The following is a 23455-nucleotide window of genomic DNA, read 5'->3' as shown; positions in this document are numbered from 1 at the left end:
GCGATCGGACGAACGGAGAGGACGGGCGTGACGACGCACGGGGACGCGCATCCGGCAGCGGTGGCGCGCGCATGGGGCCGGGCCGTGACGGGCGCCGCCGCCGGAGCGGTGACCGCGCTGGCCGAGGCCCTCTTCCTCGCGGCGGTCCTCGCGGCAGCCGCTCCAGCGCTGCCGCTCCTGCTCCGCCCCGCCTCGCGCGCGTCCCTGCGCCGGGCGCTGGACGGGGCCGCACGGCCGCTGGTCTCCCTGGAGCGCGGCCGCCTGTCCGCCCTGTTCGGCGTCCACATCACCGTGCGCCCCGGGACGGCCCGCCCCCTGGCCTACCTCGCGGTGCGCTGCCCGGTGGGGCTCTTCGGCGGGCTGGTCCTGACCTTCTTCGCCGCCGGGCTCTACCTGGCGCTGTCACCGCTTGAGGCGCTCGACGGCAACGACCCCGCGATCGTGCCGATCGGCCTGGCCCTGATGTACCTGAGCGCTCAGGGAACCGTGGGTCTGGTGGGAACGGAACGCTGGCTGGCCCGGCGGTTCCTCGGCCCCAGCCGCCAGGACCTCATGGAGGAGCGGATCGGGGTCCTGGTCGCGACCCGCGCCGGGGTGGTCGCCGCAGTGGACGAGGAGCGCCGCCGGATCGAACGCGACCTGCACGACGGCGTCCAGCAGCGCCTGGTGCTGCTGGGGATGGCGCTGGGCCGGGCCCGCCGCGACCCGGGTTCGGAGCGGGGGCGCGCACTGGTCGAGCAGGCCTACGAGGAGTCCCGCGACGCCCTGCGGGACCTGAAGGAGGTCGCCTGGCGGGTCTACCCGGCCGCGCTGGCCGGGTCGGGGCTGCGGGCCGCGCTGCACGACCTGGCCGGACGGTCGGGTCTGCCGATCGACCTGGAGTACGGCCTGGAGGGCGCGTGCCCGCCGACCGTGGAGACGGCGGCCTACTTCGTGGTCGCCGAGTCGGTGACCAACGCGGTCAAGCACGCGCGCGCCGGACGGGTCAGCGTGCTGGTCGGCGCGGAGGGCGAGGAGGGAGCGAGGTCCGTCGTGGTGCGGGTACGGGACGACGGGGTGGGCGGGGCCGACTCCGCTGGGACGGGGCTGGCCGGTCTGGCCAGCCGGGTCGAGGCGCTCGACGGCCGGCTGTCGGTGGACAGCCCGGCGGGCGGGCCGACGACGGTCAGGGCGGAGCTGCCGTGCGGGTGATGCTGGCTGAGGACTCGGCACTGCTGCGCGAGGGGCTGGTGCGGCTCCTGGAGGACGAGGGGCACCGGGTGCTCGCCTCGGTCGGGGACGCCGACGCCCTGTTGGCTGCCGTCCGCGAGGAGGCGCCCGACGTTGCGGTGGTGGACGTGCGCATGCCGCCCACGCACACCGACGAGGGGTTGCGCGCCGCGCTGCGGATACGCCGGGAACGGCCCGACGTGGGTGTGCTGGTGCTGTCCCAGTACGTGGAGAAGCGGTACGCCACCCGGTTGTTCGGCGAGAACACCACCGGCGTGGGCTACCTGCTCAAGGACCGGGTGGTGGAGGTGGACGAGTTCCTCGAAGCCCTGGTGAGGGTGGGGAGGGGAGGCGCGGCCTTCGACCCGGAGGTGGTGCGCCAACTGCTCGCGGGCAGCAGCCGCAGGGACCCGCTGGGGCGTCTGACCGAGCGCGAGCGCGACGTCATGGCCCTGATGGCGCAGGGGCACATCAACTCGGCGATCGCGGCGCGGCTGTTCGTGTCGCAGAGCGCGGTGGAGAAGCACGCCAACGCCATCTTCGACAAGCTGGAGCTGGGCGACACCAAGGGGTACAGCCGCCGGGTGCTGGCGGTGCTGCGCTACATGGAGGCCTGAGCGCGGGCGGGACGCCTGGGCGCCGCGCGGCGGTGAGCGGTGTCCGCCGCGCGGCCGTCGGCCGAGGGTCCGCCGGGGGTGGAGGTCCCGGCGGACCCGGTCCGGAGGAGGGGTCCGGACGGCCGGTCGGTTGGTCGTGGGGATCAGGTGAAGTTCACGTCACTGCACAGGTAGTAGACCTGGTCCATGTGGGAAGCCTGCCAGATCGTGAACACGATGTGGTGGCCGGACCTGCCCGAGGTGCTGACGTCGATGTAGCTGTCCAGCGCGGGCGCGTAGGGACCGGTCTCCTCGACCAGTTCGAGGTCGCCCCAGCCCAGGGCCTGGCTGGTCGGGTCGAAGCCCTGCTCGGTGACGTAGACGCGGAAGTAGTCCGCGCCGTGCTGGGCCTGGTCGTACAGGTGGAGGGTGAAGTCGTCGCCGACGTCGGTGGTCTTCCACGCGCCGACCGCGTCCATCGAGTCGTAGCGGCCGCCCTCGGTGTTGCCGCCGCTGCACAGGGTCCCGTCGGGGACCTGGCCCTGGTGGTCGCCGCCCACGTTGTCGCGGTACAGGCCGTTCCAGTTCCACATGGCGTTGGGGTTGTCCTGCCACGCCTGCCAGCACATGGGGTCTTCCTGCGCCATGTCCGGGTTGAGGTGGTCGCTGCCCCAGCGCTCCCAGCAGCCGTAGTTGCGGCTGGCGGGGTCCACGATCGAGCCGTGCGCGGAGGCGGGGGCGGCCATCGTGGTCAGGGCGACCAGGGGCACGGAGGCCAGGACGAGCGCGCGCGCGGCCCAGGTCCGGCGGGCGGTCCCGGTGCTGTCGGTGGTCTCGGTGGTCTCGACGGCTTGGGGGGTCGTGCTTTCCATTGCGTTCTCCATCGTTCTCGGCTTGGTCAGCCGATCGACGGGAGCGCTCCCACAACGCATGTTACCCCTCGGAGCCGAACCGAAACAGAGCGCGCGGGAAATCCTCGGCGCACTCCTCGGAGCGGGGCCGCCGCCCTCGGCACCCCCGCTCGCCCGCCGGACGGGACACCGGCGCCACCGCCGCGCCGCACCACTGCGGCACACCACTGCGGCGCGGCACGGCGGTCGCCACAGCGGGGCTGCCCGCCGTGTCCGCCCGGCGACCGCCGGTTATTACTGACCGGTTGTGAATCAGGTCACCACCTGGGCATTTCCCTCATTTGAACCGCGTACCAGAAATACTCCGGTCATATGGTGTTTACATATCACCATTGTCGGGCTACCGTTCAGGAAAGCGTTCCGGACCCGTAACACTCCGTCACGGAAACCGGCAACGCCCTCGCACACACTGTTCACACCCATCCCCCTAAACCCCCGCTCACCCCGACTGGGAGCGCTCCCAACCCTTCCGGTCCTTTTCGCTCAGCTTTACCCCGGATCTAAGGCATGCGAATGCAGCGCTCACCTCCATAAACGCAGGGAATTGTCCGCGCCCCCGTCTGCCGGGCCCGAACTTCCCGGCCCGGCACTTCCCAAGGCTCCCTCTGGCAACCCCCCACCATGAGGAAAGAAGAGATGAGCAGAATCCTGCGCGCTCCGGACAGACGTCCGGGCGCACGGCGCGGCCTCGCCGCGACATCGGCCCTGATCGTCGGCGCCGCACTGGCCGTCGGCTCCTCCGCCCCCGCCAGTGCCGCGGCCGGTTGCGAGGTCGACTACCAACTCAACGACTGGGGCTCCGGCTTCACCGCGAGCGTGGAGATCACCAACCTCGGCGACGCGGTCGACGGCTGGACCCTGGAATGGGACTTCCCCGGAAACCAGCGGGTCACCAACTCCTGGAACGGCACCCTCACCCAGAGCGGACAGAGCGTCTCGGCCACCAACGCCGGGCACAACGCCTCCCTCTCCACCAACGGTACGGCCACCTTCGGCTTCCAGGGCACCTACTCCGGAAGCAACGCCGTCCCCGCCGAGTTCTCCCTGAACGGTGTGGCCTGTGAGGGCCTGGTCGACCCCGGACCCGATCCGGACCCCGACCCCGACCCCGATCCGGACCCGGACCCCGGTACGGGTGAGCGGGTGGACAACCCGTACGTGGGCGCCGACGTCTACGTCAACCCGATCTGGTCGGCCAACGCCGCCGCCGAGCCCGGCGGGGACGCCGTGGCCGACGAACCCACCGGGGTGTGGCTGGACCGCATCAGCGCCATCGAGGGCAACGACAGCCCCACCACCGGCAACATGGGCCTGCGCGACCACCTGGACGAGGCCCTGGCCCAGGCCGACGGTGAACCCCTGGTCTTCCAGGTGGTCATCTACAACCTGCCCGGCCGCGACTGCTCCGCGCTGGCCTCCAACGGCGAGCTGGGCCCGGACGAGATCGACCGGTACAAGAACGACTACATCGACCCCATCACCCAGATCCTGGCCGACTACGAGGACACCGAGCTGCGGATCGTGACCACGGTCGAGATCGACTCGCTGCCCAACCTGGTCACCAACGTCTCCCCGCGCGAGACCGCGACCGAGAACTGCGACGAGATGCTGGCCAACGGCAACTACGTCGAGGGGGTGGGCTACGCGCTGGCGCAGTTGGGCGCGGTCGACAACGTCTACAACTACGTCGACGCCGGCCACCACGGGTGGATCGGCTGGCAGGACAACTTCACCGCCTCGGCGGCGCTGTTCTACGAGGCGGCCAACGCCGCCGGGGCCAGCCCCGACGACGTGCACGGGTTCATCGCCAACACCGCGAACTACTCGGCGCTGGTGGAGGAGAACTTCGCTATCGGCGAGACCGTCGCGGGCACGCCGGTGCGCCAGTCGGACTGGGTGGACTGGAACCAGTTCACCGACGAGCTGTCCTATGCCCAGGGGCTGCGTGAGGAGCTGGTGGGCCAGGGCTTCGACTCGGGGATCGGGATGCTCATCGATACCTCCCGCAACGGGTGGGGCGGGCCCGACCGTCCGGACGGGCCGGGGCCGAGCACGGACGTGAACGCCTACGTGGACGGGGGCCGCTACGACCGCCGTATCCAGTCGGGTAACTGGTGCAACCAGTCCGGTGCGGGGTTGGGCGAGCGCCCGCAGGCCGCTCCGGAGGCGGGGATCGACGCCTATGTGTGGATGAAGCCTCCGGGTGAGTCCGACGGGGCCAGTGAGTTGATCGACAACGACGAGGGCAAGGGTTTCGACCGGATGTGCGACCCGACCTATGAGGGCAACCCGCGCAACGGTTACAGCATGAGCGGTGCGCTGCCCGACGCGCCGGTCTCGGGTCACTGGTTCTCCGCGCAGTTCCAGGAGTTGCTGGCCAACGCCCACCCGCCCGTCCAGTAGGACCGGCGGCCGTCCGCCGGCGCGGTGAGTACGAGGGGTGCCCGTCCTCCACGGGCGGGCACCTCCGCTCCGCGCTGCGTCCCGAGGCTCCCCGGGGCGGTCCGGCCCGCCCCGGGGCCCCGGGAACTTAACGAGCAGTCACCACGTTTGCACCCGTTGTCTCCGTGTGTCGTGGGTGTTAACTTCGCCCCACGATGCCTGGGAGCGCTCCCGCAAGGCGCGCGCAAAACAGGCGTCCGAATTCCGGAAGAAAACCGGACGTACACCGGCCCGATCCGGGCAACGAGCCGCAGTTCACGGCGTCGTACCCGGCTCCCTCCCCCCACACCCGCACTCCGACCCCGCCGCCTCCCCCATCGGAGAGTTCCGCCCCGGCGCCGTCCTCAGGCGCGCGGGGCCGCGGAGGGGAACGGCGAACCTGTCCGAGGAGGACAAGTGACCACCCCCCGTCCCGGCCCGCGCCGCCCGGCGCGCTGGCGCAGACCCGCGCCCGCGCTTCTCGGCGCGGTGCTCTTAGCGGCCCTCCTTCCGGCCGCGCCCGCGCAGGCCGCACCGATCTGCTCCGTCGACTACCAGCTCAACGACTGGGGCTCGGGTTTCACAGCCGAGGTCTCGGTCACCAACGAGGCCGAGTCCGTCTCCGACTGGACGCTGGGCTGGGAGTTCTCCGGCAACCAGCGCATCAGCAACAGTTGGAGCGCGCAGGTCTCCCAGAGCGGCAGCTCCGTGACCGCCAGCGGCCCGTCCTGGGCGCCCGACCTCGCCTCCGGCCAGACCGCGACGTTCGGCTTCCAAGCCACCTACAGCGGCGCCAACGAGGTGCCCGCCGACTTCACCCTCAACGGCCTGGACTGCGCGGGCGAGGACGAGGAACCCGAGCCCGAGGACCCGACCCTGGTCGTGGCCCCCGGCTCGGTCACCTTGGAGCCCGGCGGCGAGGCCGCCTTCGACGTGGCCCTGTCCGAGGCGCCCGCCGAGGACGTGGCCGTCAGCGTGGAGCACACCTCCGGCAGTTCGACCCTGTCGGTGGCCTCGGGCGCCTCGCTGACCTTCGGTGACGCCGACTGGGACACCCCGCAGGAGGTGACGGTCGCCTCCTCCGGCGACGGCTCGGGCGCCCCCGCCCGGGCCGAGTTCACCGTCTCCGCCGAGGGTTACGACCCCGTGGTCGTCACCGCGCGCGAACTCTCCGGCGCCTCCAACGCCTACGAGGAGGAGTTCCTCACCCAGTACGACAAGATCAAGGACCCCGACAGCGGCTACTTCCGCGAGTTCGACGGCCTCCTCGTGCCGTACCACTCGGTGGAGACCCTGATCGTGGAGGCGCCCGACCACGGCCACGCCACCACCTCCGAGGCCTACAGCTACTACCTGTGGCTGGAGGCGGCCTACGGCAGGATCACCGGTGACTGGGAGCCCTTCAACTCCGCGTGGGAGTCCATGGAGGCCTTCATCATCCCGGGCACGGCCGACCAGCCCACGAACGGCTCCTACGACCCGTCGTCCCCGGCCACCTACATCCCCGAGTCGCTCGACCCGAGCGACTACCCGATGCCGCTGGACGACTCGGCCGAGGCGGGGCAGGACCCGCTCGCCCAGGAGCTGAGCAGCACCTACGGCACCGACGAGGTCTACGGCATGCACTGGCTGCTGGACGTGGACAACACCTACGGCTACGGGTTCTGCGGCGACGGGACCGACGAGGCCCCCGCCTACGTCAACACCTTCCAGCGCGGCTCCAACGAGTCGGTCTGGGAGACCGTGCCGCACCCGTCCTGCGAGACCTTCCAGCACGGCGGCGAGAACGGGTTCCTCGACCTGTTCACCGACGACGACAACTACTCCGAGCAGTGGCGCTACACCAACGCCCCCGACGCCGACGCGCGCGCCGTGCAGGTGGCCTACCTGGCGCACCAGTGGGCCTCGGCGCAGGGCAACGAGGGCGCGATCGCCGAGAACGTCTCCAACGCGGCGATGATGGGCGACTACCTGCGCTACGCCATGTTCGACAAGTACTTCAAGGAGATCGGCGACTGCGTCGACCCCCAGTCCTGCCCGCCCGGATCGGGCAAGGACTCCGCGCACTACCTCATGGCCTGGTACTACTCCTGGGGCGGCGCGCTGGAGAGCGCCCAGTACCCCTGGGCCTGGCGCATCGGCGGATCCTCCGCCCACCAGGGCTACCAGAACGTGATGGCGGCCTACGCGCTCTCGGAGGTGTCCGAGCTCCAGCCGGAGTCGGCCACCGGCACCGAGGACTGGGGCACCAGCCTCGACCGGCAACTGGAGTTCCTGGAGTGGCTCCAGTCCTCCGACGGCGCCATCGCGGGCGGCGCGACCAACAGCTGGGAGGGCACCTACGCCCAGCCGCCCTCGGGCACGCCCACCTTCTACGGCATGTTCTACGACGAGAAGCCCGTCTGGCACGACCCGCCGTCCAACCGGTGGTTCGGCTTCCAGGTCTGGGACATGGAGCGGGTGGCCGAGTACTACCGCATCACCGGCGACGAGCGCGCAGGGGACATCCTGGACGACTGGGTGCCCTGGGCGATCGCCAACACCACCGTCGGTGAGAACGGCGAGTTCGCCATCCCCGCCGACATGGAGTGGAGCGGCCGACCCGACACCTGGACGGGCGAGTCCACGGGCAACCCCGACCTGAGCGTGGAGGTCGTCTCGCACGGGCAGGACGTCGGCATCGCCGCGGGCCTGGCCAAGACCCTCATGCACTACGCCGCCGCCACCGGTGACGCCGACTCCCGGACGACGGCCGAGGGCCTGCTCGACGCCCTCCTGGCCAACCAGGACGACCTGGGCGTCGCCGTTCCCGAGACGCGGGCCGACTACGCCCGTTTCGACGACGAGTTCGGCGCCCCCGACGGCGGCCTCTACATCCCCGAGGGATGGACCGGCCAGATGCCCAACGGGGATCCGGTCGACTCCGACTCCACGTTCCTGTCCATCCGGTCCTTCTACGAGGACGACCCGAACTGGCCCCAGGTCGAGGAGTACCTCGACGGGGGACCGGTGCCCGAGTTCACCTACCACCGCTTCTGGGCGCAGGTGGACGTGGCCACAGCCCTCGCCACCCACGGCGAGTTGTTCGGTGACGGCGCCTGACCGGCCGTAGCCGCGCACGGGGGCGGGCGCCGACGGCGCCCGCCCCCGACCCCCACAGGAGAAAGGAACACCATGTCGCTCACCAAGGGGCGAAGACAGCTCCGAGGAGGGGCCGCGGCCGCGGTCGCCCTCGCCCTCAGCCTGGTCACGGTCGGTCTGACCGCCACCGCCCACGCCGAGGACACTCCGCTCACGGCGGGTGAAGCGGTCCAGGCACAGCAGGCCACCCTGCGCGAGCTCGCCGACCAGCGCGGTCTGCGCATGGGTACCGCGGTCGCGCCGCAGCACCTGAACCAGGCCGCCTACGCGCAGACCGCCGCGACCGAGTTCAACTCCGTCACCCACGAGAACGACCTCAAGTGGGAGACCGTCCAGCCCCAGCCCGGGCAGTTCAACTGGACCAACGCCGACCGCATCGTGGACTTCGCCCAGCAGAACGACCAACTGGTCCACGGCCACACACTGGTGTGGCACAGCCAGCTCCCCTCCTGGGTGAGGGACGGCAGCTTCAGCCGGGGCCAGTTGCTGGACGTCATGGACACCCACATCAGCACCACGGTGGGACGCTACCGCGACGACATCGCCACTTGGGACGTGGTCAACGAGCCCATCGGGGACAACGCCCAGTTCCGCGACTCGGTCTTCTACCGGACGTTGGGGCAGGACTTCATCGCGGAGGCCTTCCGGATGGCCGACCGGGCCGACCCCGACGCACGCCTGTTCATCAACGACTACAACATCGACGGGATCAACGCCAAGAGCGACGCCTACTACGACCTGGTCCGGGACCTGCTGGCGCAGGGTGTGCCGATCGACGGCATCGGCTTCCAGGGCCACCTCATCGCGGGACAGATCCCCTCCAGCATCCAGCAGAACATCCAGCGTTTCGCGGACCTGGGCCTGGAGGTGATGATCACCGAACTGGACATCCGCGTACAGCTGCCGGTCACGCAGCAGAAGCTGGAGCAGCAGGGCAGGGACTACGAGCAGGTGGTCAACGCCTGCTACGCGGTCGACGAGTGCTCCGGTGTGATCGTCTGGGGCGTCACCGACGCCCACTCCTGGGTCCCCGGTACCTTCCCGGGCCAGGGCGCGGCGCTGCCCATCGACGAGAACTACGAGCCCAAGCCCGCCTACTGGTCGATCCACGAGGCTCTCGGGGGCGATTCCGACCCGGGTCCCGGCCCGGATCCGGATCCGACCGACCCGCCGTCGGGTGAGTGTGAGGCGGTGTACTCGGTGACGAACCAGTGGCAGGGGGGTTTCCAGGCTCAGGTGACGGTGACGGCGGGTGCGGCTCTGTCGGGGTGGACGGTGGAGTGGACCTTCGGCAGTGGTGAGAGTGTCTCGCACGCCTGGAACGCCTCGGTGTCCGGTAGCGGTGGGAGTGTGACCGCGACGGACGTGGGGTACAACGGCGCGCTCGCGGCGGGTCAGTCCACCTCGTTCGGGTTCGTCGGCGTCTCCAGCGGAGGTGTCTCAGAGCCCGAACTCACGTGCAGCGGCTCCTGACCGGCGACCGACCCCGTCCGCGGGGGAGTACCGGAACCGAACGACGCTGACGCGACCGCCCCGGAACAGGCCGCGCCTGTGTCAGGACCGGGCGCCGGGGGACCGCAGCCGCCGACCCCCGGCGCCCACCCGGTCCCCGCCCGCGAGGGCGGGAGTCCCCGCAACACGACAACGTCGTCCGCCCCTCCACCTGGAGCCCCCCATGCTCAAACGCCTGCTGATCGCCCTCGGGTCGGTCATCACCCTGGTGGCCGCACTGCTCGTGCACTCGCTGCCCGCGCACGCGGACACCGGCTTCCGCGTCAGCGACGGCCGCCTCGTCGACGCCGCCGGAAACGACTTCGTCATCCGCGGCGTCAGCCACGCCCACACCTGGTACGCCCAGGAGACCCAGTCGTTCTCCGACATCAAGACCCTGGGCGCCAACACCGTCCGCGTCGTCCTCAGCAGCGGCCAGCGCTGGACGGAGAACACCGCCGCCGACGTGGCCGACGTCGTCGACGAGTGCAAGACCAACCGGCTGATCTGCGTCCTGGAGGTGCACGACACCACCGGTTACGGCGAACAGGCCGGGGCCGCCACGCTCGACCAGGCCGTCGACTACTGGCTGCGCGTCCAGGAGGCCGTCGAGGGCGAGGAGGACCACATCCTCGTCAACATCGGCAACGAGCCCTACGGCAACGACGCCGCGATCAACCAGAACTGGGCCGCCGACACCGGCGACGCCGTCAACCGCCTGCGCGACGCGGGTTTCGACCACACCCTGGTCGTGGACGCGCCCAACTGGGGCCAGGACTGGGCGGGCGTCATGCGCGAGGACGCCCAGTCGGTGTTCGACTCCGACCCGCACGCCAACACGGTCTTCTCCGTGCACATGTACGGCGTCTACCAGCAGGAGTCGACGGTCGTCTCCTACCTGGAGCACTTCGTCGACGCGGGCCTGCCGCTGATCGTCGGCGAGTTCGGCCACGACCACTCCGACGGCGACCCCGACGAGGACGCCATCATGTCCCACGCCGAGCGCCTGGGCCTGGGCTACATCGGCTGGTCCTGGAGCGGCAACGGCAGCCCCGTGGAGTACCTGGACATGGTGGAGGGCTTCGACGCCGACAGCCTGACTCCCTGGGGCGAGCGCATCTTCAACGGACCCGACGGCATCGCCGCCACCGCGGAGGAGGCCCCGGTCTACGGCGGCGGCCCCGACCCGACCGACCCGCCGACCGAGGAGCCCACGGACCCGCCGTCGGGTGAGTGTGAGGCGGTGTACTCGGTGACGAACCAGTGGCAGGGGGGTTTCCAGGCTCAGGTGACGGTGACGGCGGGTGCGGCTCTGTCGGGGTGGACGGTGGAGTGGACCTTCGGCAGTGGTGAGAGTGTCTCGCACGCCTGGAACGCCTCGGTGTCCGGTAGCGGTGGGAGTGTGACCGCGACGGACGTGGGGTACAACGGCGCGCTCGCGGCGGGTCAGTCCACCTCGTTCGGGTTCGTCGGCGTCTCCAGCGGAGGTGTCTCAGAGCCCGAACTCACGTGCAGCGGCTCCTGACCGGCGACCGACCCCGTCCCAAGTGACTCGCAAGTCCCACGACCCCCAACCCCCACAACCCGGTGCCCCTGCGACCCAGTACCCCTACAACCCGGTGACCACGTGATCCGAAGCACCCGCTGATCCCGCTGAGGGAACAGACCCCCCGCCCCGGCCGCACCGCCCCGGTGCGGCCGGGCACCCCCCACAGAGATTGGAGTGGCCCATGCGGTCACGCAGTACCCTCGCCATGGCCGTGGCGCTCGGCGGCCTCGCCGTCGGCACCACCGTCGTCGCGCTGCCCGACACTGCCCAGGCCCACGGCGCGTTCACCTACCCGGCCAGCCGCACCTACGCCTGCTTCCAGGACGCGACCGGCGGCAGCAGCGGCGGCGCGCTCCAGCCGACCAACGACGCCTGCGCCGACGCGCTGGCCGAGGGCGGCGACTACCCGTTCTGGAACTGGTTCGGCAACCTCATCGGCAACTCCGACGGGCGCCACCAGGAGTTCGTGGCCGACGGCGAGCTGTGCGGACCCACCGACAGCTTCTCGGCCTTCAACGCGGTCCGCGCCGACTGGCCGACCACCGAGCTGCCCGCCGACACGACGGTGGAGTTCCACCACAACGCCTGGGCCGCGCACCCGGGCACCTTCTACACCTACGTCACCGAGGACGGGTTCGACCCCGCGACCGACGCGCTGACCTGGGACTCCCTGGAGCTCATCGACGAGGTCACCGACCCGCCGCTGCGCAGCGGCGGCGTCGCCGGTGCCGAGTACTACTGGGACGTGGACCTGCCCGACAAGGAGGGCCAGCACGTCATCTACGTGGTGTGGGAGCGCTCCGACAGCCCCGAGGCGTTCTACAACTGCTCCGACGTGGTCTTCGAAGGGGGAACGGGCGGCAACCCGGACCCCGACCCCGAGCCGGAGCCGGAGCCGGAGCCGGAGCCCGAACCAGAGCCCGAGCCCACGGACCCGCCGACGGGCGAGTACTGCACGGCCGAGTACACGGTCCTCAACGAGTGGCAGGGCGGCTTCCAGGCCGAGGTCGAGGTCACCGCGGGGGAGAACGGGACCGACGGCTGGATGGTCGACTGGGTGTTCGCCAACGGCCAGGCGGTCAGCAGCGCCTGGAACGCCTCGCTCGTCAACCACGGCGCCCACTTCGAGGCCACGAACGCCGCGCACAACGGCTCGCTCGCGGCCGGGGAGAGCGCCAGCTTCGGGTTCACCGCCACCTCGGGGAACGTGAACATCGAACCGAGGGTGTCCTGCCAGGAGCCGTGACCTGACCATTCCGGAGGGACCGTACCCCCCACATGAGGGCCGCACCGGCCCGCGCGGTCCCGGCGCCACGGTACCGAACGCTGTTCGGTACCGTGGCGCCATGGACACCGCGAAGATCTACACCTCCTGCCAGGAGCGCATGCTCGCGCTCGCCGACGACCTGGGCGCCGAGCAGCTCGCCGCGCCCGTCCCCGCCCTGCCCGCGTGGACCGTCCGGCAGACCTACGCCCACCTGGCCGGCCTCTGCGCCGACGTGCCGGCGGAGCGGGTCACACCCCCGGCCGACGACGCCGTCACCGCCCGCCAGGTGGCCGAGCGCGAGCACCTGGACATCGCCGCGCTCTGCGCGGCCTGGCGCGCGGACACCCCGGCCCTGCTGGAGGTCTTCGCCACCCGGACCCGGGCCCGCTACTCCCTGCCCGCGATCGACGTGTGGCACCACGAGAACGACGTCCGGGGCGCGCTGGGGCTGCCCGCCCAGACCGGGCACGCCGACGAACTGGCCGCCTTCGTCCTGGGCGCGACGGCCCGCGCGTGGTCCCCCGGACTGCCCGGGGTGCGCGTGGCTGCCGCCGACACCGGCCAGGAGTGGGCCTTCGGTGAGCGGGCCGACCTGGAGTGGTCGGCCACTGCCTTCGAACTGGTGCGCGCCGTGACCGGCCGCCGCAGTGCCGCCCAGATACGCGCCATGGACTGGAGCGGCGACCCCTCCGGCGTCCTGTACCGTCTGTCGGCCTTCCCCCTCCCCGAGGCCGACCTGCGGGTCTGAGCGCGGGCGGGCGAGGACGGCCGCAGCCGGGGGCCGGGACCGCCGGTGACCGCCGCCGGGTCAGGGCCGGTACGGGATCCGGTCGAGGGCCCGCACCTCGCCCAGCGTGGACCACTCGTTGCGGCCCAGCCGCGCCAGCGGGCGCAGCAGGGCCGCCTCGGGGTGCCCGTCCACCAGCACCGACTCCTCCACGGCCGCCCGCACCACCCGGCCGAACACCACCGTCGAGTCGCCCAGGCCCACCGTCGAGTGCAGCACGCACTCCAGCGCCACCGGTGAGTCGGCCACCCGGGGCGGGCGCACCGACGCGCTGGGCTCGCGCCCGATCCCCAGGGCCTCGAACTCGCTCACCTCCGGCGGGTAGGAGGTGCCGCTGGCGTTGACCTGTTCCCGCATCGGCTCCGGTGCCAGGTTGACCACGAACTCGCCGGTCTCCTCCACGTTGCGCAGCGAGTCCTTGCGCCGCACCGAGGTGAACTGCACGATCGGCGGTTGGGTGCAGGCGACGGTGAAGAAGGAGTGCGGCGCCAGGTTGTCCACGCCCGCCGCAGACGTGGTCGAGACCCACGCGATCGGGCGCGGCAGGATCACGGCCGTCATCAGTTGGTAGAACGCTCGTCCGGGCAGGTCTTGCGGTGTCCATTCGGTACGCATCGGCATCGATTATCCCGCCCCGCGCCGAGCGCGCCGAACCCCCGGGCCGCACGGCACCCCCGAAACGGGCGCGGAAAAGCCGCCCGCGCGCGCGGCGCACTGCAAGAGGGCGGTTGCGACCGGGCGGCGGGAGTCAGCCGCGCGGTCCGTGGGCAGGACCATCTGTAGACGACCGAGAGCGTCGGCGCGGACATCCCGCGGCGTTCTTTGCGCCGCCTCGCGGTTTCGCCCGTGGCGTCGGCGGCACCGTCGCGGTGCCGAGCCCGTGGGGGAAGAACCGTTCGGGGACGCGAAGGGGCGTGTCGCGTGAGCCGCGAACCCACCGGGCAGCTTTGGCGGTGAGAAGGTATGGACCTCAAGATTCTTCCGTTGGCGATCACCATGATGGCGGGACCGCAGATCATCGCGGCGCTGGTTCTGGTCACCAGCCGCCGGGCCGTGCGTGTGTCCCTGGCGTTCCTGGCTGGCGTGGCGATCGCCACGGGCGTGGGCGTGGCCCTCGCCTACCTCATCCTCTCCCTGTTCGGCGTGGTGGTGCCCCTGGGTGACCCCTCCGACACCGGTTCGGTGGGAAGTCTGATCCAGTTCGGCCTGGTGGCGCTGCTCGTCGCCGCCGCCATCAGGGCCTTCCTCCACCGTGCGACGTCCGAGCCGCCGGGGTGGCTCACGGGGCTCATGGAAGCCGGGACCACGCGTGCGTTCACGACGGGACTCCTGGTGATCCTGGTGATGCCCTCCGACATCGTCATCATGCTCACGGTGGGAGCGCACCTGGCCCACAGTGGAGAGGCCTTCGCGGCGGCGCTCGGATTCGTCGCCCTGACCGTGCTCATAGCCGCGCTGCCCCTGCTCTCGCTCTTGACAGTGGGCAGGCGCGCGCGAAACGCCATGCCCGCCGCCCGGGACTGGCTGAACTCCCACAGCTGGCTGGTCACCATCGCCACCTGCGCCATCTTCGTGCTCCTCCTGCTGTGAGGGTGGTCCAGGCCGGTCGTCCGAGGCGACGGGGGCACCGGGTGTCCCCGGGTTGCCGGGCGGGAGGGGTTCGGAGGGGCCGACGCGCCACCGGCGCGGGCGCGGCCGCCGCCCCGCGCCCGCGCCTCCGGCTTCAGGCCGTGCGGTCGAACTCCGCCTGCCGCGGCGCCCCCGCCCGGCGCCACTCCATGCGCGCCCAGGGCGGGCGCAGCTCGGAGGTGCCGGTGACGTCCAGCGGCTTGAGGTCCTCCACCGCCTCGGCCTCCCGGTGGCGGGCGAACACCGACTCGGTGTACCGGTGGCCGGTGTCGGCGGCGACGAACACCACCGTCCGGCCGGGGGCGAGCCCGAGTTCCCACCGGGCGGCCAGGTAGGCGGCGCCGCTGGAGAGCCCCGCGAACACGGCGTGCCGCCGCAGCAGGTCCACCGTCCCGGCCAGGGCCGCGGTGAAACCGGTCCAGTGCACGGTGTCGTAGAGGGTGTGGTCGACGTTGCCGAAGGGGATGGCGCTGCCGATCCCGGCGATGATGATGTCCCGGTCGGGCACGCCGTCGCTGGCGAAGGTGACGCTGCCGAACGGCTGCACCCCCACCAGGCGGGTCCCCGGGTCGGCCTCGCGCAGGTAGGTGCCCAGCGCGCCGGTGGACACGCCCGTTCCCACACCGCCCACGAGCGTGAGGTCCGCGCCCGCCGTCTCCCGGCGGACCGTCTCGGCAACCTCACGGTAGCCCAGGTAGTGGAGGGGGTCGTGGTACTGGCGCATCCAGTGGTGGTCCGGGTGGGCGGCCAGGACCTCCCGGACCCGGCGCACCCGGCGGCTCTGGTCCAGGCGCAGGTCGTCGCTGGGCTCCATCTGCTCCAGGCGCACGCCCAGCACCTCCAACTGCACGCGCAGGGTGCGGTCGACGGTGGTGGAACCGATGATGTGGCATCGGAGCCCGTACCGGTGGCAGGCCAGCGCCAGCGCGTGCGCGTAGACGCCGCTGGAGCTGTCCACCATGGTGTCTCCGGGGCGGACGGCGCCGGTCTCGACGAGATGGCGGACGGCGGCCAGGGCCGAGAGGGCCTTGAGGGTCTCGAACCGCAGGCACAGCAGTCCGCCGCCCAGGTCGATGAGGTCGGGGCGGCCGATCGCTTCCGAGGCGTGCTCGTCCACGGTCGTTCTCCTTACTGGTGGCTGGGGCGGGCGCGCGCGTGCGCCGGAACGCGACGGTGCACGCGCGCGCCCGGGGAGGAGGGCGTCGTTTCAGGCCGGGGTCGCCCGGTAGCGGTAGAGCCGGGTGGGGTCGGCGCTGAACTGGGAGAAGGGGAAGGGCTCGGCGGAGACTCCGTCGACTCCGCGGCCGAGGAAGGCGCGCGCCACCGCGCTCGCGCTCTGGGCGTAGACGTACAGGGGGACGCCGCGTCCGCGGCACCGCGCCAGGAGCGGGTCGAAGGTGCCGTTGCCCAGGGTCATGCCGGTGGCGACGACGGCGTCGGCGGCGTCGACCACCTCCTCCATGGACTCCGAGACGGGGTCGCCCCAACGGGTGGTGCGCAGGTTCAGGTCGCAGGGCAGGCACTCGCCGCCGCGCTCGCGGATGGCGGCCACGAGGGGGTTGACGACGCCGATCAGCGCGATCCGCGCGCCCTCGGTGATGGGGACGAGACCGGCGACGGCGGCGTCCCTGGCCTCAGCGCGCTGCTCGGGCGTCCCGGCGGGCAGGGTGACCGGCTCGGCCCGGGGGTCCTCGCGGTGCGGCGCGGTGTGGGCGAGGTAGGCGTCCAGGGCGGCCACCCGCAGGGGGAGGGGCCCCCGCGCGATCAGTTCGGCCAGCGGGGCCCCCGAGGCCTCGCGGCACAGGTCCGGCGCGATCTGCCTGTCCTCGAAGGCGCAGGCACCGAAGGCCCCGCCGACGCGCACGGCGACGTAGTGGTTGAGGTAGGTGGTGTCGCCCCCGGCCAGGCGGGTGCCGTGGTGGAGCCAGAAGACGCTGGTGGCCACGGCGTCGCCGACCCGGTCGGCGGTGTCGCGCAGGAGTTCGTCCAGGGTCATCCGCCCACCTCCTGGAAGCGGAACAGGTAGGTCAGGACCCCGTCGCCCCAGTCGTGCCGGTGGTGCACCCCGGCCCGGAAGCCGGTGGCCTCCGCGTGCCCGACGATGCGGCGCAGGTCGGCGGTGTTGGAGGCGATGAGGAAGACCTCCGCGCCGGGGGCCAGGAGCGGGCGCTCGGCCAACTGGGTGAAGAACTTCTCCGTGATCGGCGCGCCCACGCACACGTTGCGCACGACGTCGGGGTCGGTGCTGACCGCCCGGCTGACCGCGGGCGGGTTGAAGGTGACCACGTCGAGCGCGGTCCCGTCCGGGAAGCCCTCGAACACGTCGCCGGTCACGGGGACGAGTTCGGTAGCGGTGCCGCCGCCGAGCAGGCGCGCGAAGTTGTCGGCGGCGGCCGCCACGCTGGGGGCGTGGACGTCGGCGGCGTGGACCCGGCGTGCGCCTCGGGCCCCGGCGGCGACGGCCTCCACGCCCAGGCCCACGCCCATGGCGGCGTAGCGCCGTCCACGCACGTCGATGTCGTCGTCCAGGATGCGCTGGTGGATCATCCTGCTGGTCCCGCCGGGGAGGAAGACGCCGGGCGGCACCTCGAACCCCCAGCCGTTCCAGGTGTAGGAGCGGGTGGTGTGCAGGTCCTCTCGCGGCGGGTTGACGGCGAGGATCTGTTCGGCGGGAAGCGGCGGGGGCAGTTGGTCCACGAGGGAGCGGTCCACGGTCGTCCTTCCAAAAGGGGGTCGGGAGTAACACGGGACACCAACGGGGAGCGCCGGAATGTTCTGAGTACCGGAGTCCGCGCGCTATTGTAGATAAAACGATAACCATTGTCATTAGTGGGGTCGGAGTTCGCGTCCCCGGGGTGTGTCCGCCCAGTACCGCCCGGCGGGGCGGGCCCCACGGCGGACGCGCCCGGGCGAGGGCGGCGTCAGCCGCGCCCCGCCGGTGACCACCCGCGGAGAGGACGTGGAAAGACGTGGCCCACACCCAGCAGACCGGCGCCGTGCCCACGGCCCCACCGCGTGCGCACGTGCTCCTCGACCCCGCCTTCCTGCGCCTGTGGTCGGGGAGCACGGCCTCGGGCCTGGCCACCTGGGCCATGCCGTTCATCCTCGGCCTGGCCGTCCTGGACGGAACGCTCACCGCGATGGGGCTCGGCCTCCTACTGGCCACACGTACCGGCGGGTTCCTCCTGGCCCTGCCGCTCGGCGGCCTGCTGGCAGACCGGCTCTCCCGCCGTGCGGTGGTGCTGTGGGCCGGGGTCCTCGCGGCGGCGGCCACGCCGCTGGTCGCCGCGGGCGTGGCGACCGGAGCCCTGGGGCTGGCGGCCGTGGCGGCGGCGGCCGTGGGCGCTGGACAGGGAGCCTGCAGACCCGCCTTCCAGGCGCTGACCGCCGAGGTCGTGGACGAGCCGCGGCGCCAGCGCGCCAACGCGGCGCTCACCATCTCAGTGCGGGTCACCACCCTGGTCGCCCCTGGGGCGACGGCGCTGCTCTCCACGGTCCTGGGCGTGCACGCCCTCCTCCTGGTCACCGCCGCGCTCTGGGCGGTCGCCGCCCTGGCCCCGCCCGGGGGCCGGGGTGCCCCCGCCACGGCGGCGGCGGCGCCCGCGCGCGGCCCCTCCCTGGTCGCCGACTTCCGCGACGGGCTGCGCGAGGCCCGGCGCCACACGTGGTTCCTCGCGGGTCTGGGCGCGCTGACGGCGGTGATCGCCACCGGGTACTCCGCCACGGGCGTGCTGCTCCCCGTGGTCAGCCGCGACACCTACGGCACCGAGGCGGTGCTGGCGGGCGCGCTGACCGCCTACACCGGCGGCGCGCTGGCCGGGGCGCTGCTGATCGGGCGCTGGCGCCCCTCCTCCCAGGGGTGGGTGGCTCTGGCGGGCCTGGCCCTGTACGGCCTCGCGCCGCTGAGCCTGCTCCTGCCCGCGGGCCCGTGGACGGTGTTCGCCGCCTACGCCCTGGCGGGGGTCGGGATCGAGCTGTTCAACGTCCCGTGGTTCACCGCCGCCCAGCGCGAGGTCGCGCCCGACAAGCTCGCCCGAGTCTCCTCGCTGGACTTCCTGTTCTCCTACGGCCTGGCCCCGGTCGGGCTCGCGCTCATCGCCCCGGCTACCCAGGCCTTCGGCACGGAGGCGGTCCTGGTCGCGTGCGCCGTCCTGTGCTTCCTGGCCCCGGGGGCCGCGGCGCTCGCCCCCGGCTCGCGCCACTTCGCGATGGGCGGCCGCGGGGCCCCGGCCCCTCGAACCCCGTGACCCCGAAGGCGATCCTGGCGGGGCGGCGCCCCGGACGTTCACCGGCCCGGTCCCGCGCCTTCGCCGCGTGCCAGCAGGTACAGCAGGAAGGGGGCGCCCAACACCCCGGTGACCGCCCCTACCGGCAGTTCGCTGCCTCCGAAGGCGGTGCGCGCGACCAGGTCGGCACCGGCCGCCAGGAGCGCTCCGCAGGCGGCGCAGGGCAGCAGCCCGAGGGCTCGTCCGCCCAGCAGCCGCCGCACGATCTGCGGGGCCACCAGCGCGATGAACGCGACGGGACCGGCGACGGCGGTGGCCGCGGCCGCGAGCGCGGCGGAGGTGAACAGCAGGGCGCCGCGCGCGGTCCGCACCCGGCCGCCCAGGGCGGCCGCCGCGTCCTCGCCGAGCTGGAGCAGTGACAGCTCACGTGCCAGCACGAGCGCGGTCGGTGCCAGGACGGCCAGCGCCACCGCCACCGTCGCCGCGTGCGGCCATCCCCGGTTCGCCAGGCTTCCGGTGAGCCAGAGCACGGCGCGCTGCGCCGTGGTGAGTTCCGTTCGGGTCAGCAGGTACGACGTCACCGCGCCCAGCATCGCGGTGACCGCGATCCCCACCAGGACCAGCCGCTGCCCGCTGACACCGCGCCGGTGGGCGAGCAGGTACAGCAGGAACGCGGTGGCCACGGAGCCCGCCAGCGCGCTGACCGCGATCGCCGCCGCCGTGCCGCCGAAGACCACGATGGCGACCACCGCCCCGGTCGTCGCGCCCGCGCTGACCCCGATGACGTCGGGGCTGACCAGCGGGTTGCGCGCCAGCCGTTGCAGCAGCGCCCCCGAGAGCGCCAGCGCAGCGCCCACGCCCAAGGCGGTGAGCACACGCGGCAGCCGCATCTCCACCACCACGTGGGTGACCGTCGCACCGGCACGGCCGGTGAGCGCGTCCACCACCTCGCCCACGGCCAGCTCGAAGTCGCCCAGGGTCAGCGAGACCAGGGCCACCGCCGCGGCCAGGGCGGTGAGCAGGCCGCCGAGCAGCGCCGAGGGCCAGTACACCCGCACCGACAGCCCGCCCAGCCGGGCCACCCCCGTCCGGGGCCCCAGGACACCGGAACGCGCCGTCACAGCCCCGCCACCCTTCGCCCGCGCACCAGGAGGACGAAGAACGGCGCGCCGATGAGAGCGGTCAGGACGCCGACCTGCAACTCCTCGGGACGCGCCACCACACGGCCCGCGACGTCGGCCGCCAACAGCAGGACGGGCGCCAGCACCGCCGACCAGGGCAGCACCCAGCGGTGGTCGGGGCCGACCAGGACCCGCGCGACGTGCGGCACGGCCACCCCGACGAAGCCGATCGGACCCGCCACGGCCGTCGCCGTCCCCGCCAGGAGCACCACCGCCAGAGCACTCGTCCCGCGCACCAGCCACAGCCGTGTTCCCAGGGAGCGGGCCAGCTCGTCGCCGAGCGCCACCGCGTTCAGGGACCGGGCCGCCGCCACCGCCGCCACCAGCCCGGCGGCCAGGAACGGCAGTGCCTGGAGCAGCGCCGCGCCGTCGGCGCCCGCCAGCGAGCCCACCACCCAGAACCGGTACTCGTCCAGGCTCGCGCGGTCGCGCAGGACGATCGCCGAGGTCAGCGAACCGAGCAGGGCCGAGATCGCGGCTCCGGCGAGCGTGAGCCTGACCGGATCGCCGCCCTCCCGGCCCAGAGACCCGACGGCGTAGACCGCGCAGGCCGCCGCCGCGGCGCCCACGAAGGCGAATCCGACGTAGCCCAGCAGCCCGGACACCCCGAACACGCTGATCGCCGTGACTGCGGCCAGGGAGGCGCCCGCGTTGATACCGAGGACGCCGGGGTCGCCGAGGGGGTTGCGGGTCACCCCCTGCGCCAGGACCCCGGACACGCCCAGGGCCGCGCCGACCGCCAGCCCGGCCAGGGTGCGCGGCACACGCAGGTGCCGCACGACCAGGTCGGTGTCCGAACCGGTGAAACCGGCGTAGGCCAGGTACACGTCGGACACCGACAGCCGCTCGTAGCCGACCAGGACCGACACCAGCAGGGTCGCGGCCAGGACCAGCAGCGCCAGCGCCAGCCCCGCGACGCGTGCGCGGGTACCGACGAGCGCACCGGAACCGTCGGCCGCGGCCCGCAGCCGGCGCCGGACGCCCGGGGGCACGGTCGACACGGGCCTCTCGGCCGCCTGAGGGGCCATCGGCCCGCCTACCCGAAAAGGTCTGGGTGCAGGATGCGGGCGACCGTCTCCACCGCGGCCGCGCTGCGCACACCCGCGGAGCGGTCGGCGAAGGTGAACTCCTCGACCTGCTCCTCGGTGACCGCGGTCAGGTTGGCCAGCACGGGATCGGCCGTGATCCGCTCCACGTCCGGGGCGGCGTCGGCGGCGGTCATCCGCGCGTCGCAGCACACGTCGACCAGGATGAAGTCGGGGTCGCGCGCGATCACGTCCTCGACGGCCACGTCGTGGTTGCGCCCGCCGTCCAGGTCGGCGAAGGCGTTGACGCCGCCGGCCAGCCGGATGACCTCGGTGGAGAAGTCCTGCCCGCCCGCCACCCGGAACCCCTGGTCGCTGGGGCGGCCGACCATCACCGTGGGCCGGTCCTCCTCGGACACGCGGCCCTCCAGGGCCCGGGCCACCCCGCCTACCGTGACCTCCATGTCCGCGACGACCTCCTCGGCGCGCTCGCGCGCGTCGAACAGCGTTCCCAAGTCCCGCAGGTCGGCGTAGACGCTGTCCATCGTCACCGAGGCCGGGTCGATGGTCGCGTCGGTGCGGCCGTCCCCGCTCGGGCACAGCGGCGCCGGGATCCAGCTACCGACGCCCAGCTCGCGCAGGGAGGCCCGCGTGCCGAGGTTCTCGTCGGTGAACACGTCGTTGAACCCGGCGAGCACGAAGTCGGGCCCGTGGCCGAGCAGCTCCTCGCGGCTGGGCAGGTCGGGGTAGTACTCCTGTCCGGCCTGGGCGTCCGCGTACTCCTCCAGGACGGCGGCGTCCAGGAACGCGGTCCCCACCAGGCGGTCGCTGACGCCCAGCGCGTGGGCGGTCTCGATGGCGGGCTGGTAGGCGGCGAACACCCGTTCCGGCGGGCTGTCCGCGGCCACGTCGACGCCGCAGTTGCGGATCGTCTCCCCGGTGGCCCCGGGGGAGGGGGCGGCGGATCCGCCGCCGCAGGCGGTCGCGGCCAGGAGCAGGGCGAGGGCGGCGCAGGCGGGCAGGCGGTACCGGACCGCGCGTGCCCCGGTGGGCTTCAACGTACAAACCATCCTTCGTGGTCTGATGACGCGGACGGTCGCAGCCGGTCTCCTGGCTCCCGGAGTCGGGTTCTGGCCCCGCGCCTCCCCCCTTCCCGGGCCGTGTCGGGCCCGGTGGCGTGTGGGAGGCGCCCTCCGGTCACAGTGGCGAGGACCGCGCCGGACTTCCACCGGCTTCCCGTGCACTGCGACGTCGACGATATGGACTTGTGCTGACAGTCAACGGGCCACGGTAGTGCACGCGGTCCCCTCCCGCGAGACCCGCTCCCCTCCCGGCCGACGGCCGGGAGGGGAGCGGGCGGCCTGACCGGCGGCGGGAGGGCCCGGCGGCGCGAGATTCCCGCACGGACGCCGCGCCCGGGCCGACGCACGGACGCGTGGCCGGTCCGGGACCGGGAACAGGGAACGCATGGAACTGATCACGGTGGAGGACGTCCGCGCCGCCCGGGAGCGCCTGCGCGGGGAGGTGGTGCGCACCCCGCTGACGGCGGGCCCGGCCGGTGGGCCGCCGTTCCTGCTCAAACCCGAGAGCCTCCAGCCCACCGGGGCCTTCAAGCTGCGCGGCGCCACCAACGCCGTCGCCCTGCTCGACCCCGCCCAGCGCCACAGCGGTGTGGTGACCCACTCCTCGGGCAACCACGGCCAGGCGCTCGCTTACGCCGCCGCCCGGCAGGGGGCGCCCTGCACCGTCGTCGTCCCCGAGGGCGCGCCCGTGGTGAAGGTCGACCGCATGCGCGCCCTCGGCGCCCGCGTCGTCATGGTCGCGCCCCGGGAGCGGGAGGCCACCGCGCGGCGGCTCCGGGACGAGGAGGGGCTGGCCCTCGTCCCGCCCTTCGACGACCCGGGCGTCATCGCGGGCCAGGGCACGGTCGGCCTGGAGATCCTGGAGCAGTCGCCCACGGGGCACGTCTGGTCGCCGAGCCCAGCGGGGCCCTGGCCGCGGCCGCGGTCCTGGCGGGCGCGC

Annotated in this window: 19 protein-coding genes and 1 riboswitch; of the genes, 11 read left to right on the top strand and 8 right to left on the bottom strand. The window is 72.9% G+C overall.

The features are described 5' to 3' along the window. Positions 1 to 27 precede the first annotated feature (27 nt). Together ABD54_RS11160 and ABD54_RS11155 are read left to right on the top strand one after the other, a co-directional pair. Positions 28 to 1191: a sensor histidine kinase gene (locus ABD54_RS11160; protein ID WP_053063572.1), complete on the top strand. Its 1164-nt coding sequence runs from the start codon at positions 28 to 30 to the stop codon at positions 1189 to 1191. After that, entirely contained in the window at positions 1182 to 1826 is a 645-nt protein-coding gene (locus ABD54_RS11155; protein WP_047869383.1) for a response regulator transcription factor, read from the top strand. Before ABD54_RS11160 ends, ABD54_RS11155 begins: the two co-directional genes overlap by 10 nt. A gap of 143 nt (positions 1827 to 1969) precedes the next feature. Here ABD54_RS11155 and ABD54_RS11150 read toward each other — a convergent pair whose 3' ends face one another. After that, the gene (locus ABD54_RS11150; protein WP_047869382.1) at positions 1970 to 2677 is read right to left on the bottom strand and encodes a lytic polysaccharide monooxygenase; all 708 of its coding nucleotides are present in this window, start codon (positions 2675 to 2677) and stop codon (positions 1970 to 1972) included. A gap of 675 nt (positions 2678 to 3352) precedes the next feature. Here ABD54_RS11150 and ABD54_RS11145 point away from each other — a divergent pair. The 6 genes from ABD54_RS11145 (at position 3353) to ABD54_RS11120 (ending at position 13333) form a co-directional block, all read left to right on the top strand. Beyond that, positions 3353 to 5119 carry a glycoside hydrolase family 6 protein gene (locus ABD54_RS11145; protein ID WP_047869381.1) on the top strand — a complete coding sequence of 589 codons (1767 nt, stop codon included), beginning with the start codon at positions 3353 to 3355 and terminating at the stop codon, positions 5117 to 5119. A 435-nt stretch (positions 5120 to 5554) separates the two neighbouring features. Beyond that, entirely contained in the window at positions 5555 to 8239 is a 2685-nt protein-coding gene (locus ABD54_RS11140; RefSeq protein ID WP_047869380.1) for a glycoside hydrolase family 48 protein, read from the top strand. A 72-nt stretch (positions 8240 to 8311) separates the two neighbouring features. Beyond that, the gene (locus tag ABD54_RS11135) at positions 8312 to 9751 is read left to right on the top strand and encodes an endo-1,4-beta-xylanase (protein ID WP_047869379.1); all 1440 of its coding nucleotides are present in this window, start codon (positions 8312 to 8314) and stop codon (positions 9749 to 9751) included. A gap of 202 nt (positions 9752 to 9953) precedes the next feature. Further along, positions 9954 to 11294 carry a cellulase family glycosylhydrolase gene (locus ABD54_RS11130; protein ID WP_047869378.1) on the top strand — a complete coding sequence of 447 codons (1341 nt, stop codon included), beginning with the start codon at positions 9954 to 9956 and terminating at the stop codon, positions 11292 to 11294. Positions 11295 to 11499: 205 nt separating this feature from the next. Further along, on the top strand, positions 11500 to 12564 hold the full coding sequence (locus ABD54_RS11125) for a lytic polysaccharide monooxygenase (RefSeq protein ID WP_047869377.1): 1065 nt from the start codon (positions 11500 to 11502) through the stop codon (positions 12562 to 12564). A 100-nt stretch (positions 12565 to 12664) separates the two neighbouring features. Beyond that, on the top strand, positions 12665 to 13333 hold the full coding sequence (locus ABD54_RS11120) for a maleylpyruvate isomerase family mycothiol-dependent enzyme (protein WP_047869376.1): 669 nt from the start codon (positions 12665 to 12667) through the stop codon (positions 13331 to 13333). Between the two features lie 60 nt (positions 13334 to 13393). Here the strand turns inward: ABD54_RS11120 and ABD54_RS11115 are convergent, their stop codons facing one another. Continuing rightward, the gene (locus ABD54_RS11115) at positions 13394 to 13987 is read right to left on the bottom strand and encodes a flavin reductase family protein (RefSeq protein WP_047869375.1); all 594 of its coding nucleotides are present in this window, start codon (positions 13985 to 13987) and stop codon (positions 13394 to 13396) included. Positions 13988 to 14335: 348 nt separating this feature from the next. Here ABD54_RS11115 and ABD54_RS11110 point away from each other — a divergent pair, with 348 nt between their 5' ends. Further along, positions 14336 to 14962, top strand: a complete 627-nt coding sequence (locus ABD54_RS11110; RefSeq protein ID WP_047869374.1) for a GAP family protein — start codon at positions 14336 to 14338, stop codon at positions 14960 to 14962. 133 nt (positions 14963 to 15095) lie between these two features. Here ABD54_RS11110 and ABD54_RS11105 read toward each other — a convergent pair whose 3' ends face one another. From ABD54_RS11105 to ABD54_RS11095, 3 genes are all read right to left on the bottom strand, one after another. Then, positions 15096 to 16118, bottom strand: a complete 1023-nt coding sequence (locus ABD54_RS11105; RefSeq protein ID WP_047869373.1) for a pyridoxal-phosphate dependent enzyme — start codon at positions 16116 to 16118, stop codon at positions 15096 to 15098. A gap of 90 nt (positions 16119 to 16208) precedes the next feature. After that, entirely contained in the window at positions 16209 to 16997 is a 789-nt protein-coding gene (locus tag ABD54_RS11100; protein ID WP_047869372.1) for a Rossmann-like domain-containing protein, read from the bottom strand. Next, positions 16994 to 17713, bottom strand: a complete 720-nt coding sequence (locus ABD54_RS11095; protein WP_047869371.1) for a methyltransferase — start codon at positions 17711 to 17713, stop codon at positions 16994 to 16996. Before ABD54_RS11095 ends, ABD54_RS11100 begins: the two co-directional genes overlap by 4 nt. Positions 17714 to 17970: 257 nt before the next feature. On the opposite strand from ABD54_RS11095, the gene ABD54_RS11090 reads away from it, so the two are divergent. Then, positions 17971 to 19248: an MFS transporter gene (locus ABD54_RS11090; RefSeq protein WP_047869370.1), complete on the top strand. Its 1278-nt coding sequence runs from the start codon at positions 17971 to 17973 to the stop codon at positions 19246 to 19248. Between the two features lie 38 nt (positions 19249 to 19286). Here the strand turns inward: ABD54_RS11090 and ABD54_RS11085 are convergent, their stop codons facing one another. The 3 genes from ABD54_RS11085 to ABD54_RS11075 are packed head-to-tail and all read right to left on the bottom strand — an operon-like array spanning position 19287 to position 22491. Further along, a complete protein-coding gene (locus ABD54_RS11085) occupies positions 19287 to 20348 on the bottom strand; it encodes an iron chelate uptake ABC transporter family permease subunit (protein WP_047869369.1) in 1062 nt (353 codons plus the stop codon). After that, positions 20345 to 21436, bottom strand: coding sequence for an iron ABC transporter permease (locus tag ABD54_RS11080; protein WP_152692032.1), 1092 nt, complete (start codon positions 21434 to 21436; stop codon positions 20345 to 20347). The genes ABD54_RS11085 and ABD54_RS11080 overlap by 4 nt, the downstream gene beginning before the upstream one ends. 8 nt (positions 21437 to 21444) lie before the next feature. Next, a complete protein-coding gene (locus tag ABD54_RS11075; protein WP_047869368.1) occupies positions 21445 to 22491 on the bottom strand; it encodes an ABC transporter substrate-binding protein in 1047 nt (348 codons plus the stop codon). A 24-nt stretch (positions 22492 to 22515) separates the two neighbouring features. Next, positions 22516 to 22696, bottom strand: a riboswitch (cobalamin riboswitch). A 204-nt stretch (positions 22697 to 22900) separates the two neighbouring features. Between ABD54_RS11075 and ABD54_RS11070 the strand changes: the two genes are divergently transcribed. Continuing rightward, a partial coding sequence (locus tag ABD54_RS11070) for a threonine/serine dehydratase (RefSeq protein WP_235432033.1) occupies positions 22901 to 23455 on the top strand: 555 nt, incomplete at its 3' end.

Source organism: Nocardiopsis sp. RV163 (genome assembly GCF_001029525.1).
GTDB classification, from domain to species: Bacteria; Actinomycetota; Actinomycetes; order Streptosporangiales; family Streptosporangiaceae; genus Nocardiopsis; species Nocardiopsis dassonvillei.
The sequence above is the reverse complement of the archived record's forward strand: the minus strand, read 5'-3'. Positions and strand labels throughout refer to the sequence as shown.

What these genes read in the sequence shown, in the direction of transcription:
- ABD54_RS11145 (WP_047869381.1), top strand. Translation starts at nt 3,353, where the DNA reads ATGAGCAGAATCCTGCGCGCTCCGGACAGACGTCCGGGCGCACGGCGC.
- ABD54_RS11100 (WP_047869372.1), bottom strand. Translation starts at nt 16,997, where the DNA reads ATGACCCTGGACGAACTCCTGCGCGACACCGCCGACCGGGTCGGCGAC.
- ABD54_RS11150 (WP_047869382.1), bottom strand. Translation starts at nt 2,677, where the DNA reads ATGGAAAGCACGACCCCCCAAGCCGTCGAGACCACCGAGACCACCGAC.
- ABD54_RS11130 (WP_047869378.1), top strand. Translation starts at nt 9,954, where the DNA reads ATGCTCAAACGCCTGCTGATCGCCCTCGGGTCGGTCATCACCCTGGTG.
- ABD54_RS11110 (WP_047869374.1), top strand. Translation starts at nt 14,336, where the DNA reads ATGGACCTCAAGATTCTTCCGTTGGCGATCACCATGATGGCGGGACCG.
- ABD54_RS11135 (WP_047869379.1), top strand. Translation starts at nt 8,312, where the DNA reads ATGTCGCTCACCAAGGGGCGAAGACAGCTCCGAGGAGGGGCCGCGGCC.
- ABD54_RS11125 (WP_047869377.1), top strand. Translation starts at nt 11,500, where the DNA reads ATGCGGTCACGCAGTACCCTCGCCATGGCCGTGGCGCTCGGCGGCCTC.
- ABD54_RS11080 (WP_152692032.1), bottom strand. Translation starts at nt 21,436, where the DNA reads ATGGCCCCTCAGGCGGCCGAGAGGCCCGTGTCGACCGTGCCCCCGGGC.
- ABD54_RS11115 (WP_047869375.1), bottom strand. Translation starts at nt 13,987, where the DNA reads ATGCGTACCGAATGGACACCGCAAGACCTGCCCGGACGAGCGTTCTAC.
- ABD54_RS11120 (WP_047869376.1), top strand. Translation starts at nt 12,665, where the DNA reads ATGGACACCGCGAAGATCTACACCTCCTGCCAGGAGCGCATGCTCGCG.